Source organism: Plantibacter cousiniae (nom. nud.), assembly GCF_977070315.1.
The window spans coordinates 12191-29877 of the sequence record NZ_CDRVEU010000006.1; the positions used below are offsets into that span (position 1 = coordinate 12191).

Consider the following 17687-nt stretch of genomic DNA (forward strand, 5'->3'; position numbering starts at 1 on the left):
GTGCCGCACTCCTTTAAGGATCAATAAAATAATAAATCGAATTCGATTGGCTTACCGGCCACCCCCCAAGGATAGACGGCTATTGCAGGGACTCAGCTCAATATGGAGACCGATCCCAGGTATTTCAAGGCGCGCGACAGATTGTCGCTGGCCAGGCTGTCCAGCCAGTGCAAGTCGTCCCAGCTACGTAGCCAGGTGAACTGCCTTTTGGCCAGCTGGCGCGTCGCAATGATGCCGCGCTCCTGCATTTCATCCCGCGTCAGTTTCCCATCCAGGTAATCCCAGACCTGGCGATAACCGACAGCTCTTATCGATGGCAACCCTGAATGCAGATCACCTCTTGAGCGCAATGCCAGTACTTCGTCCAGAAACCCCTGATCCAGCATTTGCTCGAAACGTAGCGCGATGCGTTGGTGCAGCACCTTGCGATCAGCCGGAGCGATGGCAAGGTTCGCAACAGTATAGGGCAATTGCTGGCGCCCTGATGCGGCTGCTTCGGTACTTTGCGCAGTTTGTTGCTCGCGGTGTGCCGTCATGCTCATTCCGCTGACGCGATACACCTCGAGTGCCCTGATCAGCCGTTGCGGATCATTGGGGTGAATACGTGCCGCCGAAACGGGATCGACCACCGCCAGTTGATCGTGCAATGACTGCCAGCCGAAGGCCTGTGCATCCGCCTCAAGCTGCGCCCTGACCTGCGCATCGGCCGCCGGCATATCCGCCAGCCCGTCCAATAGAGCCTTGAAATACAACATAGTGCCGCCGACCAGCAAAGGAATATTTCCGCGCGCAGTAATTTCCGCCATGGCCGCCAGGGCATCACTGCGAAAATCGGCGGCGGAGTAGCTTTGCGCCGGGTCAAGAATGTCGATCAGACGGTGAGGATATTCAGCCAGCTGAGCCTTCGACGGTTTGGCGGTACCGATGTCCATGCCGCGATAGACCAGCGCAGAGTCGACGCTGATCAGCTCGCAGGGCAGCACTTTGGTCAGTTCTATCGCAAGGTCGGTCTTGCCTGCAGCGGTAGGCCCCATGAGAAAGATGGCCGGAGGTAAAGCGTTCATTCATTGACCGCGCAGGAATAATTTATCCAGATCATTGAGACCCATCTGGGTCCAGGTAGGACGACCGTGGTTGCATTGCCCGCTGCGCTCGGTGTTTTCCATGTCACGCAGCAGGCCGTTCATTTCCGGGATGGCCAGACGCCGATTGGCGCGAATCGCGCCGTGGCAGGCCATGGTCCCGAGCAACTCGTTCATGTGCGCCTGCACCCGGTCGCTGGTGCCGTATTCCATGAGGTCGGCCAGCACATCGCTGACCAGCCGGTTGGCTTCGGCCTGCTTGAGCAACGCGGGGATCTGGCGGATCGCCAGGGTTTCCGGGCCGAGCCGTTGAAGCTCGAAGCCCAGGCGCTGGAAGGTCGCAAGATGCTCTTCGGCGCAGTCCGCTTCACGCTGGCTGACCGCAATGGACTCGGGCACCAGCAATGGCTGGCCGCTCAAACCTTCGTTGGCCATGGCTATTTTCAGGCGCTCGTACATGATCCGCTCGTGAGCGGCGTGCATGTCCACCAGCACCAGGCCGTGAGCGTTTTCAGCAAGGATGTAGATACCCTTGAGCTGCGCCAGCGCATAACCCAGCGGCGGAATGTCACCGGGCGATTCAGGCAGCGACGCGGGCGCAGCACTGGGCAGCGGCGCGAAGAATTCACGATAAGCACTTTGCGCTTCGGCCACCGGCACGCCAGCGGTGGGCCGAGGCGTGTATTGATACTGATAACCGCTGCCAGCGCCGCCACCGGCAGCAGGCCGGGCAAACGGTTCGCCCTGGGGCTGTTCCAGCACATTGTTGGCCAGACGCATTTCACCCTGCGGCCCGAATTCGCCCGCTTCAGGCCCGCTCGGGCGTGTCTCGGCGACAACCGGCACGCTGCCACCCAGCTGATTTTCAGGGCGCACATCGCCCAGCGCGCGGTAGAGGGTGCCATACAGAAAGTCGTGCACCATGCGCCCGTCGCGGAAGCGCACTTCGTGTTTGGTCGGGTGAACGTTGACGTCCACAGCGGCCGGATCGACCTCGAAGAACAGCACGAAGGTCGGATGACGGCCATTGAATAGCACGTCGCGATACGCTTGACGCACTGCGTGGGCGACCAGCTTGTCGCGCACTGCGCGGCCATTCACGAAGAAATATTGCAGGTCGGCCTGGCTGCGCGAAAAGGTCGGCAGCCCGACCCAGCCCCACAGATGCAGACCATTGCGCTCGATCTCGATGGGCAGCGCCTGCTCCAGAAAGCCAGGCCCGCAGATTGCCGAGACACGTCGCGCCCTGGCGGTGTCGTCATGCGCTTCATGCAGGCTCAGCACGGTCTTGCCGTTGTGCCGCAGGTGGAAGGCCACGTCGAAACGCGCCAGCGCCATGCGCTTGATGACTTCCTGCAAATGATCGAATTCGGTTTTTTCGGCTTTCAGAAACTTGCGCCGGGCCGGCGTGTTGAAGAACAGGTCGCGCACTTCAACGGAGGTGCCTACCGGATGCGCGGCTGGCTGCACGCGCGGCGCCATGTCCCGACCTTCGGTTTCGACCTGCCATGCCTGATCGGCGTCGCGGGTGCGGGAGGTCAGCGTCAGGCGCGCTACGGAACTGATCGAAGCCAGCGCTTCGCCGCGAAACCCAAGGCTCATGACCCGCTCGAGGTCTTCCAGGTCGCGAATCTTGCTGGTCGCGTGACGTGCCAGCGCCAATGGCAGATCGTCCGAAGAGATACCGCTGCCATCGTCACGCACTTTCAACAATTTGATACCGGCCTGCTCGACGTCAACATCAATGCGCCGCGCGCCGGAATCGAGGCTGTTTTCCAGCAGCTCCTTGATCACGGAAGCCGGGCGCTCGACGACTTCGCCCGCCGCAATCTGGTTGGCCAGACGCGGACTGAGCAGTTCAATGCGCGCTGCGTTCAGGGCAGTCTGAGCGTTATCGGCTTCGGCGCCGTCGAGCAGGAGATCGGTCATTACTGAGTCGCCACCTCGGAACTTGGGATACGCAGGTCCTGGCCGATCTTCAATTCATCCGACTTCAGATTGTTGGCGCTGCGCAAGGTGGCGATGCTCATGTCATAGCGCGCAGCGAGCATGGCCAGGGTTTCGCCGGAACGAACGACATGATTGCGCGGCCCTTGGGCCAGCTTGCCGTTGTCACGCAGCCAAGCGATATAAGTACCCTGCGGCGGGTTCTGCTGGAAGAACTGCTTGACGCCCGACGTGATCGAACGCGCCAACGCCTGTTGATGCGACGCCGAACCGAGCTTGTTGGCCTCGTTGGCATTGGAGATAAAGCCGGTTTCCACCAGAATCGACGGGATATCCGGCGACTTGAGCACCATGAAGCCCGCCTGCTCGACACGTGACTTGTGCAGCGAGGTCACGCGGCCAATATTGCTCAATACCTTCTGACCAACGTTCAGGCTCGACGACAGCGAAGCGGTCATGGACAAGTCCAGCAACACACCCGCGAGCATGCGGTCCTTGTCATCCAGGCTGACAGCGCCAGCACCACCGATAAGGTCGGAACGGTTTTCACTGTCCGCCAGCCAGCGTGCAGTTTCGGAAGTGGCACCGCGATCGGACAGGGCGAACACCGATGCGCCGAACGCCGCAGAGGATGGCGCGGCGTCGGCGTGGATCGACACGAACAGGTCGGCCCCCTTCGAACGGGCGATCTCAGTCCGTTTGCGCAGCGGAATAAAGTAGTCGCCGGTCCGCGTCAGTTCGGCGCGGTAGCCTTTCTCGGCATTGACCTGGCGCTGCAGCTCCTTGGCAATCGACAGCACCACGTTTTTCTCTTTCTGACCGGCACCGCCCGAGGCACCGGGGTCTTCCCCGCCGTGCCCGGCATCAATCACCACGACGATGTCGCGCTTGCCGTTCGGCACCGGGGTCAGCTTGATTTCAGGCTTAGCCGGGCTGACCGGGACAGCAGGCGCGGTGTTGGCGGCGGTATCCGGAATGACCGGTGTCGGATTGGCATCGGCGGCGTTGTCGTACAGGTCGACCACCAGACGGTTGCCGTATTGCTGATTCGGCGCCAGCGTGAAGCTCTTCGGGGTCACACCCTTTTTCAGGTCGATGACCACGCGCAGGTCGGTAGGCGTGCGCTGCGCAGAACGCATGCTGCTGATCGGCGTATTGGCCGTCGGTACGTTCAAGGGGCCGCCAAGCGTCGCACCATTGATATCGATCACCAGACGGTCAGGCGAAGTCAGGGTAAACAGGCTGTGCTGGACTGGCCCGGACAGGTCGAATACCAGACGCGTGTTGTCCGGTGCTCGCCATAAGCGGACACTTCGTACTTGCGTAGCGGCAACCGCCTCGACAGCCAGGGCCATCAACAGCAGACCAACTACAGTAACCAGCGCGCGCATGCGCATACCTAACCCCATATCTATTTGAATTCCAAAGCCAAAGTGGCACACCAACGTTCGCCACGCGAGCCCAGCGGGCTCAATATCACGGAACGACCTTCTCCGTGCGGCCCAATGGTAATGGTCAGGTCGGGCTTTGGCAAAAAGCCTGCACCACGCTGGGGCCATTCAATCAGACAAAGTGCGTCGCCGTCGAAGTAATCACGCACCCCCATGTACTCGAGCTCTTCCGGATCCACCAACCGATAAAGGTCAAAGTGGAACACCTTTACTGCACCGATTTCGTATGGTTCGACCAGCGTGAAAGTAGGACTCTTGACGGCCCCGACATGCCCGAAGCCGCGAATCAATCCCCGCGAAAGCGTGGTTTTTCCAGCGCCCAGATCGCCATCCAGAAAGATGACGCCAAGGCCTTCTGTCACCCTGGCCAGGCGTGCACCAAAATCCATCATTGCCTCTTCGCCCACCACATGCAGCGTTAAATCAGACACGGTTGCAGCTCCTCCAGTAACTGACGAATGGCAGGAATAATATCGCTGGCAGCCAGCCCGCGACCGCCCTCTCCAACTTTCTGACCGGCGCTTGCATGCAGCCACACGGCAAGACAGGCCGCGTCGAAAGGTTTGAGGTGCAGCGCCATCAACGCGCCGATCAATCCGGCCAGCACATCACCCAGTCCTGCGGTGGCCATGGCCGGATGGCCGCGGTCGCACAACGCCAGTTGCCCGTGTGCATCGGCAATCAGACTGCCAGAGCCCTTGAGCACACAAACCGTGTCGAATTTACGCGCCAACGCCCGCACCGCAGCGGTCCGGTCAGCCTGAACGTCCTTGATGCCCACACCCAGCAAGCGTGCCGCTTCGCCCGGATGCGGGGTGATGACACTGCCTTTGGGCAGGCTGACCAGCCCGGCGGACAGCATATTCAGCGCATCGGCGTCCCACACCTGCGGACGATCCGCGTTGGCGGCCGCCGACAGCAGGCTGCGCCCCCAGGCCGCCTGCCCCAGGCCGGGGCCGACCACCAACACGCTGGCCGGCTCGATCAAGCCCATCAGTTGGTTGGCCGAGTGGATCGCCGCGCTCATGATTTCCGGCATACGCGTCAGAGCGGCCGGAACATGCTCGGGCCGCGTTGCCAGCGTCAGCATGCCTGCACCGCTGCGCAGGGCGCTTTCGGCGCTGAGCAACGCTGCGCCGCCAAAACCGTGATCGCCACCGATAACCAGAACCCGGCCAAACATGCCTTTATGGGCGGTTCGCGGGCGTGCTGCCAGTTGCGGCAGGTTATGTTTATCGAGGCGCTTCGCGCTGAACGGCGCCTGCGCCACCAGCGCCGGGGCTGCGTGCAGGTCGTCGAACATCAGCTCACCCACCAGATCTGCCGCGTCGCCCGTCAACAAACCCAGTTTGAGGCCAATGAACGTAACGGTCACTTCGGCACGCACCGCGACACCCAACGTCTGGCCAGTATCTGCGCTCAAGCCGGATGGAATATCCACCGCAACGACGGGCAGGCCGCTGTCGTTGATAGCGTCGATGGCCGAGACGTAGGGCTCGCGCACCTCGCCATCGAGACCGGTGCCCAGCAAGGCATCCAGTACGATACCGGCCAGCGGCTGTCCGGCCCATGCCTGAATATGAATACCGAAAGCCGCAGCATGCGCCGCAGCAGCATCACCGGTCAGTGCGGCCGGATCGCCGACGGCCAGCACCCTGACCTGCCAGCCGGCCTTGTGCGCCATGGCAGCCACCAGATACCCGTCACCGGCGTTGTTGCCCCGCCCGGTCAATACGGTCAGTTCATTCGCCTCCGGCCAGCGCCGAAGTATCGTATGCCATAACGCCTGCGCAGCGCGCAGCATCAATTCCAGGCCGGGTGTGCCGGCAGCAACCAGCCGTGCATCGAGGTCGCGGACCTGCGCAGCACTGTACAGCGCGTCGGGTAAATGAGGTTTAGTGTCGAACATGCGTCTATGGGCTCCGATGTCTGGCAGAATTATACGCACCTTGGTCCCGGTTTCTCTCTGCGCATGTCCGCTATTACTGCTGTACTTCCTAGTTCCGATGATCTCGCCGCCCTTGCCGTCTCAATCAAGGCGTGGGGGCGTGAGCTGGGCTTTCAGGAAGTCGGGATCAGCGGCCTTGACCTGGCAGAGCACGAACAGCATCTGCAACGCTGGCTCGATGCAGGCTATCACGGGGAAATGGACTATATGGCAGCCCATGGCAGCAAACGTTCCCACCCCGCTGAGCTGGTCCCGGGAACGTTGCGCGTGGTGTCGCTGCGCATGGATTATCTGCCGGGCGACACCGAAATGGCGCAGCGCCTGACCGAGCCGGAAAAAGCCTACGTCTCACGTTACGCGCTGGGCCGTGATTATCACAAACTCATCCGCAAGCGCCTGCAACAACTGGCCGAGCGTATTCAGCAGGCCGTAGGGCCGTTTGGCTTTCGAGCCTTCGTGGACAGCGCGCCAGTGCTGGAAAAAGCCATCGCCGAACAGGCCGGGCTCGGCTGGATCGGCAAAAACACGCTGGTGCTCAACCGTAAGGCGGGCAGTTTCTTCTTTCTTGGCGAGCTGTTTGTCGATATCCCGTTGCCGGTCGACGCACCTCATGCAACCGAGCATTGCGGGCGCTGCACGGCCTGCCTGGACATCTGTCCGACGGCGGCGTTTATCGGGCCTTACGTGCTGGACGCGCGACGCTGCATTTCTTATCTGACCATCGAGCTGAAGACCGCGATCCCAGAAGAGCTGCGGCCACTGATCGGCAACCGGGTGTTCGGTTGCGACGATTGCCAGATCGTCTGCCCGTGGAACCGCTTCGCCCGGCCAACCGAGCAGAGCGACTTTCAGCCGCGCCACAATCTGGACAATGCAGGGCTGGCCGAACTGTTCCTGTGGGACGAAGAGAAATTCCTCGGCAGCACCGAAGGTTCACCACTGCGCCGGGCGGGTTATGAGCGCTGGCTACGCAACCTGGCCGTGGGGCTGGGCAACGCGCCCTCCACCATCCCGGTGATCGAAGCCCTGCACGCACGGCGCGACTATCCCTCGGAACTGGTCAGGGAGCATGTGGAATGGGCGCTGCAGAGGCATGGCGTGGCGCCGCTTTAAACCTGCAGGCGTGTGACGCGGAGCGTCACGAAAGGCATTCCCACGCTGGAGCGTGAGGAACGATAATTTTTCAACTATTGTGCCTGCGCCCTGCGTACGCCTCAGGGCTCGTCCTTGTAGACAAACTTGGGCATTTCCCAGCGGAAACGAATCGCTAGCAGGCGCAGCAGCAGGCCGCCGAACAGGGTGATCAGCACCGCTTGTTCATTGGGCAGTTGCAGGTACTGACACAGCAGAAAACACCATGCAGCCAGAAAAGACACACTGGCGTAAAGCTCGCGGCGGAAGATCAGCGGGATGTCGTTGCAAAAGATGTCGCGCAGGATGCCACCGAAGACCCCGGTGATCACGCCGCACACTGACGCGATCAGCAGACCGTGCCCGGCCTCGAGCGCGGTCATGCAGCCGATCAGGGTAAAGGCCACCAGCCCCAGTGCGTCGAGCACCAGAAACAGTGAGCGCAGGTGGCGCATCAGTGGCGCAATGAAGATCGTCACCAGCGCCGCCACACTGGTCAGGACCAGGTATTCCGGGTGCTTCACCCAGGTCAGCGGGTAATGACCGATCAGCACGTCGCGCACCGACCCGCCACCCAGCGCCGTGACGCAGGCGATCAGCACCACGCCGAACCAGTCCATCCCGCGCCGCCCCGCAGACAGGGCTCCCGTCATGGCTTCGGCAGTGATAGCGATCAGATAAAGCATCAGCAACATGGCGGCGACTCTGCGACAAAGGCGCGCAGTCTAACCAGCCGACCAACGCACTGAAAGAGTGCAGCGAAGATTATTCACTGCACGCGCGTCTCGATCAGGCCTTGATGAAGTGCTCACGATAAAAGCGCAGCTCGGCAATCGACTCGCGGATGTCATCGAGCGCCAGGTGGGTGCTGCCTTTCTTGAATTTCAGCTCGGGGGACCAGCGCGCAGCCAGTTCCTTGAGGGTCGAGACATCCAGATTGCGGTAGTGGAAGTAGTTTTCCAGCGTCGGCATGTGGCGGTACAGGAAGCGGCGATCCTGGCAGATGCTGTTGCCGCAGATCGGCGAACTGCGCTCGGGGACCCACAGCTTGATGAACTCAAGGGTCTGCGTCTCGGCTTCAGCCATGCTGACGGTACTTTCCCGCACGCGCTGGGTCAGGCCCGAACCGCCGTGCTGGCGAGTGTTCCACTCATCCATCTTCGCCAACGTCTCGTCGCTCTGATGCACAGCGATCACCGGGCCTTCAGCCAGGGTGTTCAGCTCGCTATCGGTGATGATCGTGGCCATTTCGATAATGACATCGGTATCAGGGTCAAGACCGGTCATTTCCAGATCGATCCAGATCAGGTTCTGCTTGTTCTGCATGTGTCGACTCCTCAGCGTAGGCGCGCAGTTTAGCTCACCCTGCCGTGCTAGACTCCTGCCGATCCATCGTACTGCCTAATTCATCGGTTACATCACATCGGAACACCCATGGCCAAACGCCAACTCAATCGTCGTCAAAACTGGCGCATCGAAAAAATTCAGGGCGAGCGTGCTGCCCGCGCGGCAAAACGCGAGTCCGCTACGCTTGAAACACTCGAGGGTGGCGACCTCGGCCCTGAGCAGACGGGGCTGGTCATCGCTCACTTCGGCGTGCAAGTCGAAGTCGAGGCCCAGGAAGGCGAAGTGACCGGTCAGGTCTTCCGTTGCCACCTGCGCGCCAACCTGCCTGCACTGGTGACCGGTGATCGCGTCGTATGGCGCGCCGGCAATCAGGGCATTGGCGTCATCGTCGCGCAACTGCCCCGCACCACCGAACTGCGCCGCCCGGATTCACGCGGCCAGCTCAAGCCTGTGGCTGCCAACGTCGACCTGATCGTGATCGTCTTCGCGCCGATGCCCGAGCCGCATGCCAACCTGATCGACCGTTATCTGGTGGCCGCCGAGCATGCCGGGATTCGTCCTTTGCTGCTGCTCAACAAGGCAGACCTGATCGACGAGCAGAATGCACCCGCGCTCAACGCCCTGCTGGCGGTCTACCGCACGCTGAGTTATCCGGTGCTGGAAGTGTCCGCGCACCACGGTGACGGCATGCAGAGCCTGCAAAGCCAGCTTGACGGGCACATCAGCGTGTTCGTCGGCCAGTCCGGCGTCGGCAAGTCCTCGCTGGTCAACAGCCTGTTGCCGGAAACCGACACTCGGGTCGGCCCGCTGTCCGAAGTTTCCGGTCAGGGCACGCATACCACGACCACCGCACGCCTGTTCCACTTCCCGCGTGGCGGCGATCTGATCGACTCGCCGGGTATCCGTGAGTTCGGCCTGGGGCACGTCAGTCGTGCTGACGTAGAGGCAGGCTTCATCGAGTTCAACGACCTGATCGGCACCTGCCGCTTTCGTGACTGCAAGCATGACCGCGAACCGGGCTGCGCCCTGCTCAAGGGGCTTGAGGACGGCCGCGTGCAACAGCAGCGCATGAACAGCTATCGCTCGATCATTGCCAGCCTGCCGCAAGACAGTTACTGAGCACCGAACGCCACACGCAAAAACGCCGCGATGATCGCGGCGTTTTTGTATCGGTTGCCGCTCAGTTCTGGGCTGGCTCGACCCGCAACTTGCCATCGTCAAAGATATTCAGCTTCTGCCGGATCTCGCGCGGCTGGGCGTAGGCCTGCGGGTCTGGCGGCGCCGCTGTCGAAGCCCCCGGAGCAGCGGGCAAGGCCGGTGCCGCCGGAGCTGGTGCGGGTGCTGCCGGCGCGCCAGGCGTGGCTGGCGTGGCTGGCGCGCCGCCGGAGTTCTGATCGCCCTCGATACGCTGCTGGGCTTTTTTGGTCAGCACCACGATATCGATGCGGCGATTGACCGGGTTGGTCGGGTTCTGGTGATCATAAAGAGCAGACGACGCGTACCCTACCACTCTGGCCACCTGTGAGTCCGGATAGGTCCCCGCTACCAGTGCGCGGCGTGCAGCATTGGCACGGTTGGCCGACAGCTCCCAGTTGCCGAACCCGCCGCTGCCCACGAAAGGCGTTGCATCGGTATGACCGCTGATGCTGATCTTGTTCGGCACACTTTTGATGGTGTCAGCCAGAGCCAGCAGAATGTCTTCGAAATAAGGCTTGAGACGCGCGCTGCCCGAGTCGAACATCGGTCGATTTTCCGCATCCATGATCTGGATACGCAAGCCGTCCTGAGTGATCTCGAACAGAATCTGATCCTTGAATTTTTGCAGTTGCGGGTTTTCCTCGACCTTGTTCTGCAATTCCTGGAGCAGCATCTCCAGACGCTCCTGCTCTACCTCTTCAGCCTTGGTCTCGGCAGTTTCCGCCTCAAGCGGCACGGTGTCCGGCGAAGGCGTGGTCTTTACCTCGGGGTTCAGCGTCTGGTTCGGCGACATCTCCGGCGAACCGCCCAGATCGATCACATACGGCGAACCGCTGTCCGAAAAGCCGACAGGGTCCTTGAAATAACCGGCGACCGCGAGCAATTGCTCGGGGGTGGCGGACGACATCAGCCACAGCACCAGAAAGAACGCCATCATCGCCGTCGCGAAGTCGGCAAACGCGATTTTCCAGGCACCGCCATGATGTCCGCCACCAAAGCGCTTTACGCGCTTGATGATAATCGGCTGATTATTTTCCATGACTTAGCGACCGCGAACCGCTTGTTCCAGCTCGCTGAAGCTGGGGCGATGCAGCGGATAGAGAACCTTGCGGCCGAACTCGACAGCCAGCGAAGGCGGCATGCCGGAGGCCGAGGCCACCAGGGACGCCTTGATGGCCTCGTAAACGTTCATTTCTTCCTTGGCATCATGCGCAAGGCTGGTGGCCAGAGGACCGAAGAAACCGTAAGCCGCGAGAATACCGAAGAACGTACCGACCAGCGCCGCACCTACGTGCATACCGATCGCAGCCTTGTCGCCGGAACCCAGCGACGCCATGGTCACCACGATACCCAGTACCGCAGCCACGATACCGAAGCCGGGCATACCGTCGGCGATACCGGTAATAGCATGGGATGGATGCTCAAGGTCTTCTTTCATGCTCAGCAGTTCCATGTCGAACAGACCTTCCAGCTCGTGGGGAGCCATGTTGCCGGACGACATGATCCGCAGGTAGTCGCAGATGTACGCAGTCATGCGTTCATCCTTGAGGACACCCGGGTATTTGGCGAAGATCGGGCTGGAAGCAGCGTCTTCGATATCCCCTTCAATCGCCATCATGCCTTCACGGCGGCTCTTGTTGAGGATTTCATAAACCAGGCCCAGCACTTCGAGGTAATAGGCATGCGTGAAGCGCGAACCGAACATCTTCAGCGACTTCTTGAACACGTGCATGAACATGTAGCCAGGGTTGGCCTGAAGGAACGCGCCCAGTGCAGCACCGCCGATAATCAAGACCTCGTAAGGTTGGAACAGCGCCATGACCTTGCCATGGGACAGCACATATCCGCCGATGACACTTGCGAGAACGACAATGATGCCGATGATTTTAGCCATAGGAAAAAATACTTTACTGAGTCGGGTTCAGGGACAGTCCGGAAGTTGTTGAATCTCTTCTTCTCCTTATCGGCCTAACTGGGCCAGACTATAGCCGGTTCTTTTGAAAAACCCATTTATGCGCCTCCATAAAAGGAGGAAACTGGCCTCAGCGCCCCGTACGCTGGCGGTTTTCCAGCTCAGATAATCAGCAGCACAGGCCCTCGAATGCCGACAGTACACGCAGCACATCACCTCGTTCCGAAGACGCTGGATGCCTGGGTCAAACTGCTTGACGGTATCGCGTTGCCGGTCCCTGCCGTCAATCATGGACACGTCCGCTCCGCCTTGAACGACAGTCGTCGCTCACTGCGTGAAATCGCTGAAATGATGCAGGAAAGTCCTGCGCTGGTGCTGAGCGTGATGCGCGAGGCCAATCACCACACGCACGGTTTGACCGAGCAGGCCGAGAGCCTTGAGATTGCGATCAATCGTCTGGGTCTGGCGCGCACCGAAGTCCTTCTGGGCCGTTTGCCGGCCAAGCCGCCTGAAGAAATTCCTGCGGCCTATCGCCAGCTGATTCTGGTCAGTCAGCACGCCACGCAACAGGCCAACGGCCTGTTTGCCAGCCGCCTTGCGCGACTCTGGCAGGACATCCACATGGGCAGCCTGCTGTTTCTGTCACCGCTCTGGCCGATGGCGTTGGCCTATCCGAAGCTGCTCGAAGAACTGGAACTGCGGGTTATCCACAAGGGCCATTCCAGCGTTGCCGTGGAAAAAGAGCTGTTCGGCGTCAACCTGCTGGAATTATGCCTGGCACTCGCCGAGTTCTGGCGCCTGCCGATCTGGGTCACGCGCGGCTATAAACTGTTGATCAACGAGCGACGCGATCTGGCCAAGGCGTTGCGTATCGCCCGCGAAGAACACAGCCCGCTGCACCAGCAACAACTCATGGACGACGACCCCAACCTGCGGCGCTGGCTGAACCAGCCCGCCAATACCGTGTTGCTGGGCAATGGCCTGGCGCTGGCGGCGCAAAATGCCTGGAACAGCCCGCACTGCCTGCGCTGGGAACGGCTGACCAGCCTTTACCTGCAACAGTCGATCGGCGAAGTACAGCAACAGGCGCACCAGAATGCCGCGAGCAGCGCCCGCATCCATGCGGAAAAAGACCTCTGGCACCCGGCCGAATCGCTGATTTGGCCGTGGGACGCACGCCGCGTAAGGCGCGACAATGAACCTGCACCGCCGCCATCGGCAGACGCCCTGCAACTGTGGCGCAAGCAGTGTGCCGAGCTGCTGCAGGATCCCAGCCCGTTCATCAACGCCATGCACCTGACCACGTCGGCGCGCGATGCATTTATCTCGTGTGGCATGGAGCGGGTCATGCTGCTGATGCTGGACAAGACGTCAACGGTGCTGCGCGTCAATCAGACTGCCGGGCTGCCGAAGGACGCCGCAACCTTGCAGTTGTTCATCAAGGAAAGCACCGTACTGCAGCGCCTGCTCACACAGCCGACACAGTTACGCATGCCCCCCGCCAACAGTGCGCAATTTGCCGCCCTGCTGCCCCCGCCGCTGAAAACCCTGTTCAGTGGTCAGCACTGGCTGATTCGCTCTCTGAGCAACAACGGCAAAGTCATGCTGCTGGTGGTCGCCGACCAGGGCGGCGGGGCCTTGTCGGAAATTTCCGTCCAGGCATTCGGAAAAACCGCGCAATGTATTGAACGGGCACTGGGCATCTTTAGTCATCGCAAAGCATGAGGCCTGGCGTACAATTCGCCCCTTTCCTTTCATCGGAGGCTGCAAATGTCCGCATTCACTGGCTTGTCGCTGGTCATCGAACCCAACGATCTGCTTGAGCGTCTAGACGCCCCGGAACTGATCCTCGTGGATCTGACCAGCAGCGCTCGCTACGAAGCCGGGCACATTCGCGGTGCCCGCTTCGTCGATCCGAAACGTACGCAACTGGGCAAGCCTCCGGCCCCCGGCCTGCTGCCCGACACTGCCAGCCTTGAGCAATTGTTCGGCGAACTGGGCCACAACCCCGATGCCGTGTATGTCGTCTACGATGACGAAGGCGGCGGCTGGGCCGGGCGTTTCATCTGGTTGCTGGATGTCATCGGCCACAGCCGTTATCACTATCTGGACGGTGGACTGCTGGCCTGGGAAGCGCAATTGCTGCCACTGAGCACCGACGTTCCGCCTGCTGCCGATACCCCGGTAACGCTGACGCTGCACGACGAACCTACCGCCACACTCGAGTACCTGCAAAGCCGTCTGGGCGCCGCCGATCTGGCGATCTGGGATGCTCGTGCACCGACCGAGTATTCGGGCGAAAAAGTGGTCGCGGCCAAAGGCGGGCATATACCCGGCGCCGTCAATTTCGAGTGGACGGCGGGCATGGACAAGGCGCGCAACCTGCGTATTCGCCAGGACATGCCGGAGATCCTTCGCGACCTGGGCATCCCGCCCGACAAGGAAATCATCACGCATTGCCAGACCCATCACCGCTCGGGCTTCACCTACCTGGTGGCCAAGGCGCTGGGCTACCCAAGGGTCAAGGCCTATGCCGGCTCGTGGGGTGAATGGGGCAATCACCCGGAGACACCGGTAGAACTTCCGGAAGTGGCCGCCGCGCCCGCCGAGTCAGTCGAGGTTGCGCAACCCGTCGCGCCTGCGCAGCCAGCACCAGCCGAAACCGTCGAACCTGTCCGCTCTAGCGAGCCGCGACAGGCCTCGCAGAAATATTCAGGACACTCATCCTCAGGACCCTCAATGAAAGACCGCTTGTTCATCATCAGCCAGTACCTGCTGCCGCACCACCTGCTGTCCCGACTGGCAGGCTGCGTTGCCGAATGCCGCGTACGCTGGTTCAAAAACGCTTTCACCGCGTGGTTTGCCCGCCGTTATCAAGTGGACATGTCGCAGGCCATGGTCGAAGACCTGACGTCCTACGAGCACTTCAATGCGTTCTTCACCCGCGCATTGAAAGCCGACGCCCGCCCGCTCGATACCACGCCGGGCGCGATTCTTTCGCCAGCCGACGGCGCCATCAGCCAGTTGGGCTCTATCGACCACGGCCGGATCTTCCAGGCTAAGGGCCACAGCTTCAGCGTACTGGAACTGCTCGGCGGTGACCCCAAGCTGTCAGCGCCCTTCATGGGCGGCGAGTTCGCAACCGTCTACCTGTCGCCGAAGGACTATCACCGCGTCCACATGCCACTGGCTGGCACGCTGCGTGAAATGGTCTACGTGCCGGGCCGCATCTTCTCGGTCAACCAGACCACGGCTGAAAACGTACCCGAGCTGTTCGCCCGTAACGAGCGAGTGGTCTGCCTGTTCGACACCGAGCGCGGACCAATGGCAGTGGTGCTGGTCGGCGCGATGATCGTGGCGTCTGTCGAAACGGTATGGGCCGGGCTGGTCACACCGCCCAAGCGTGAACTGAAAACGTTCAGGTACGACGAAGCGGCGCGCGCGCCGATCCACCTGGAAAAAGGTGCCGAATTGGGTCGGTTCAAGCTGGGCTCTACCGCCATCGTGCTGTTCGGTCCAGGTCAGGTGAAATGGGCCGAACAACTGACGGCGGGTTCCAAGGTTCAAATGGGACAGGCACTGGCTGTTCCTGCCCAGGCATGATCGCGGCCTGAGCCTCGCTGCATGAGCGTCCGATGATGGATATTGGCGCTCATGCAACGTGCCGCCGGACGGTAATAGCATGAGGCCATAGTTGCTGCGGGGTGATGTCGATACTGGTAAAGTCGTTACATCGATGCTGTAGGATACTTCTCACTTTCATGGGCGTATGCTCGGCACATCGCGGGTGCGCGATAACCTCGGCCCCCCATCTGAAGCCATCGTCCGCGCCAGTGAGTTGTTGGAGCTTGCCTGTCACATGAGTAATTTTAGCCTCCCTCTGCTATTGCGTGCCCCCACGCCGACGCAGTCGAGCCTGACATTCAGTGAAGCCAACCCCCGCGACCTCAAACGCTGGATCTCCAGATTGCCCAAGGCGAACCTCGGAGAAATGGCGCGCCAGCTCTATCAAGGGCTGACCGAGCTGAACCAGTTGATCACCCCGAGCGAGAACCGCCTGCAATTGCTTGAGTTGCTGCGGCCCGAGGTGTACTTCGTCTGCAAGCACCTTGAACGTCACTTTCTCAATCAGGCCATTGTGCTGGACGAGCGACCACGCAAGGTGGCCAACCTTTGCCAGGCGCTGCAAAACCATCTCGCAACCGGTTACAAGCAGATCATTCAGCAGGTCGCCCCGCGCTATACCCGAGACCAGGCCGGGCTGTTCAGCACTGCGCTGCAACGCGCACTGCATGGTCTCAACGGGCCACTGATACGCGCCAACCAGCTTTACTGTCCGGTTCAGGACGGCCTGTGGCTCGAGCTGCATCAGATCTACCAGATTGCCCGTCAGTACCAGTTGCACAACACGCCGGTCGAAGAGCCCCTGGCCCATCACAGCAAAGTGCTGAGCGTGGAACAGACCTACGTGATCGCGCTGCTGATGGGTTGCTCACGCTGCAACCAGATGCGTCAGTTGAACATCGGCAAACTGGCCGATGCGCTGGAGGCTTGGAGCCCTCTGGTAAAGCTGCAATTGCCGGCCACTGAAAGCAGCCTCTTCGCCCTGGACCCGACGGTCGACAAACCGCCGCTGTACCGCACCCTGTTCAGCGACGAACAATCTCCTCGGCTGCTGGGTATCAATACCTACGCGCTGGCTGAAGCGATCAATCAGTACCTGGCCCTGCCGGATGACCAGCGCACCCCTTCGCCGTTGCTGATTCCAACCGGTATCAACACCGACCTGCTGCAACATCTGGCGGTCGCCTGGGGTGATGTGGCCGAACGCACCTTTCAACGCACGCCCGGTCAGGGCACGCTGAAACTGTGCATCGGCATGAGCGCGCTGCATTTCTATGTCGCTGGCCAGAAGTCGTTCAGCGAGCTGTTGCAGTTGAACAGCGCCACCAGTGCAGCGAGCTTTTCGTTGAAGATGGCCAATGATGACGCGGACGATCCGTGGGCGTCTGCCTTCGACACTCAGCGCGGCAAGACTTCATCCGTTCTGCTGCCCTACGAAGAGATCGAATACCCGAAAAACGACGGCGACAGCGACTCGCTTTCCAACAACCAGCATACGTTTCCGACCTTCGACCTGAATATTGTCAACCACAGCCCGGGCGGATACTGCCTGGCGTGGCAGAAGGACGTACCTCAGCAGTTGCAGGCTGGCGAACTGGTGGGTATTCAGGATGACGCCGGCCAGGGCTGGAGCATTGCCATCGTGCGCTGGATCCGCCAGGTACGCAGCGGCGGCACACAGATGGGGATCGAACTGATCGCCCCGTTTGCCCAGCCATGCGGCATGCAGCTGATTCGCGAACAGCAGAACAGCCAGTACCTGCGAACCCTGATGCTGCCGGAAGTACGCGCCATGGAAAAACCGCCCACCGTGCTCGCACCGCGTCTGCCTTTTCAGGAGGGCAACAAGGTGATGATCAACGTCGCCGGTGAAGAACGCCGCGCGTCACTGAGCAACCGGCAGGTCAGTAGCGCCAGTTACAATCAGTTCGAGTATCAGATGTACGACGCCCCGAAAGCGACCGAAACCGAAAAGGCCAGGCCGGATCAGGAATTCGATTCCTTGTGGGGCACGCTGTAGCGATCACTGCGACAGCCGTCGCGATTGG

General features: G+C 60.9%; 13 protein-coding genes and 2 pseudogenes. 6 read left to right on the forward strand and 9 right to left on the reverse strand.

Going from position 1 to position 17687, the window contains the following annotated elements; all coding sequences use genetic code 11:
* Positions 1-92 precede the first annotated feature (92 nt).
* The 5 genes from miaA to ACW55A_RS13205 are packed head-to-tail and all read right to left on the reverse strand — an operon-like array spanning position 93 to position 6389.
* The gene (gene miaA, locus ACW55A_RS13185) at positions 93-1064 is read right to left on the reverse strand and encodes a tRNA (adenosine(37)-N6)-dimethylallyltransferase MiaA (protein WP_455808229.1); all 972 of its coding nucleotides are present in this window, start codon (positions 1062-1064) and stop codon (positions 93-95) included.
* Positions 1065-3011 carry a DNA mismatch repair endonuclease MutL gene (gene mutL, locus ACW55A_RS13190; protein WP_004409488.1) on the reverse strand — a complete coding sequence of 649 codons (1947 nt, stop codon included), beginning with the start codon at positions 3009-3011 and terminating at the stop codon, positions 1065-1067.
* Positions 3011-4438: an N-acetylmuramoyl-L-alanine amidase gene (locus ACW55A_RS13195; RefSeq protein WP_197676929.1), complete on the reverse strand. Its 1428-nt coding sequence runs from the start codon at positions 4436-4438 to the stop codon at positions 3011-3013. Before ACW55A_RS13195 ends, mutL begins: the two co-directional genes overlap by 1 nt.
* Before the next feature lie 2 nt (positions 4439-4440).
* Complete coding sequence (gene tsaE, locus ACW55A_RS13200; protein WP_044309292.1) at positions 4441-4911, reverse strand: tRNA (adenosine(37)-N6)-threonylcarbamoyltransferase complex ATPase subunit type 1 TsaE; 471 nt, start codon at positions 4909-4911, stop codon at positions 4441-4443.
* Positions 4899-6389 (reverse strand): NAD(P)H-hydrate dehydratase, encoded by a 1491-nt coding sequence (locus ACW55A_RS13205; protein ID WP_498811323.1) that lies wholly within the window; start codon positions 6387-6389, stop codon positions 4899-4901. Before ACW55A_RS13205 ends, tsaE begins: the two co-directional genes overlap by 13 nt.
* A gap of 63 nt (positions 6390-6452) precedes the next feature.
* Between ACW55A_RS13205 and queG the strand changes: the two genes are divergently transcribed.
* Positions 6453-7541, forward strand: coding sequence for a tRNA epoxyqueuosine(34) reductase QueG (gene queG / locus ACW55A_RS13210; protein WP_065351107.1), 1089 nt, complete (start codon positions 6453-6455; stop codon positions 7539-7541).
* Positions 7542-7642: 101 nt separating this feature from the next.
* Here the strand turns inward: queG and ACW55A_RS13215 are convergent, their stop codons facing one another.
* Both ACW55A_RS13215 and orn read right to left on the reverse strand, forming a co-directional pair.
* Positions 7643-8254, reverse strand: a complete 612-nt coding sequence (locus ACW55A_RS13215) for a trimeric intracellular cation channel family protein (RefSeq protein WP_003343002.1) — start codon at positions 8252-8254, stop codon at positions 7643-7645.
* Positions 8255-8348: 94 nt separating this feature from the next.
* On the reverse strand, positions 8349-8885 hold the full coding sequence (gene orn, locus ACW55A_RS13220; RefSeq protein ID WP_003366297.1) for an oligoribonuclease: 537 nt from the start codon (positions 8883-8885) through the stop codon (positions 8349-8351).
* Positions 8886-8993: 108 nt separating this feature from the next.
* Between orn and rsgA the strand changes: the two genes are divergently transcribed.
* On the forward strand, positions 8994-10025 hold the full coding sequence (gene rsgA, locus ACW55A_RS13225) for a small ribosomal subunit biogenesis GTPase RsgA (protein WP_498811324.1): 1032 nt from the start codon (positions 8994-8996) through the stop codon (positions 10023-10025).
* Between the two features lie 61 nt (positions 10026-10086).
* On the opposite strand, the gene motB is transcribed toward rsgA, so the two are convergent.
* The gene (gene motB / locus ACW55A_RS13230; protein ID WP_080480006.1) at positions 10087-11142 is read right to left on the reverse strand and encodes a flagellar motor protein MotB; all 1056 of its coding nucleotides are present in this window, start codon (positions 11140-11142) and stop codon (positions 10087-10089) included.
* 3 nt (positions 11143-11145) lie between these two features.
* The gene (gene motA, locus ACW55A_RS13235; protein ID WP_003342993.1) at positions 11146-11997 is read right to left on the reverse strand and encodes a flagellar motor stator protein MotA; all 852 of its coding nucleotides are present in this window, start codon (positions 11995-11997) and stop codon (positions 11146-11148) included.
* Positions 11998-12204: 207 nt separating this feature from the next.
* Between motA and ACW55A_RS13240 the strand changes: the two genes are divergently transcribed.
* The 4 genes and pseudogenes from ACW55A_RS13240 (at position 12205) to ACW55A_RS13255 (ending at position 17659) form a co-directional block, all read left to right on the forward strand.
* Complete coding sequence (locus tag ACW55A_RS13240; RefSeq protein ID WP_498811325.1) at positions 12205-13740, forward strand: HDOD domain-containing protein; 1536 nt, start codon at positions 12205-12207, stop codon at positions 13738-13740.
* 45 nt (positions 13741-13785) lie between these two features.
* Positions 13786-14598 (forward strand): annotated as a pseudogene (locus ACW55A_RS13245) (rhodanese-like domain-containing protein); the annotation flags it as partial.
* Between the two features lie 180 nt (positions 14599-14778).
* Positions 14779-15618 (forward strand): annotated as a pseudogene (gene asd / locus ACW55A_RS13250) (archaetidylserine decarboxylase); the annotation flags it as partial.
* Between the two features lie 256 nt (positions 15619-15874).
* Entirely contained in the window at positions 15875-17659 is a 1785-nt protein-coding gene (locus tag ACW55A_RS13255) for a cyclic-di-GMP receptor FimW-related protein (RefSeq protein WP_455808233.1), read from the forward strand.
* Positions 17660-17687: the final 28 nt, after the last annotated feature.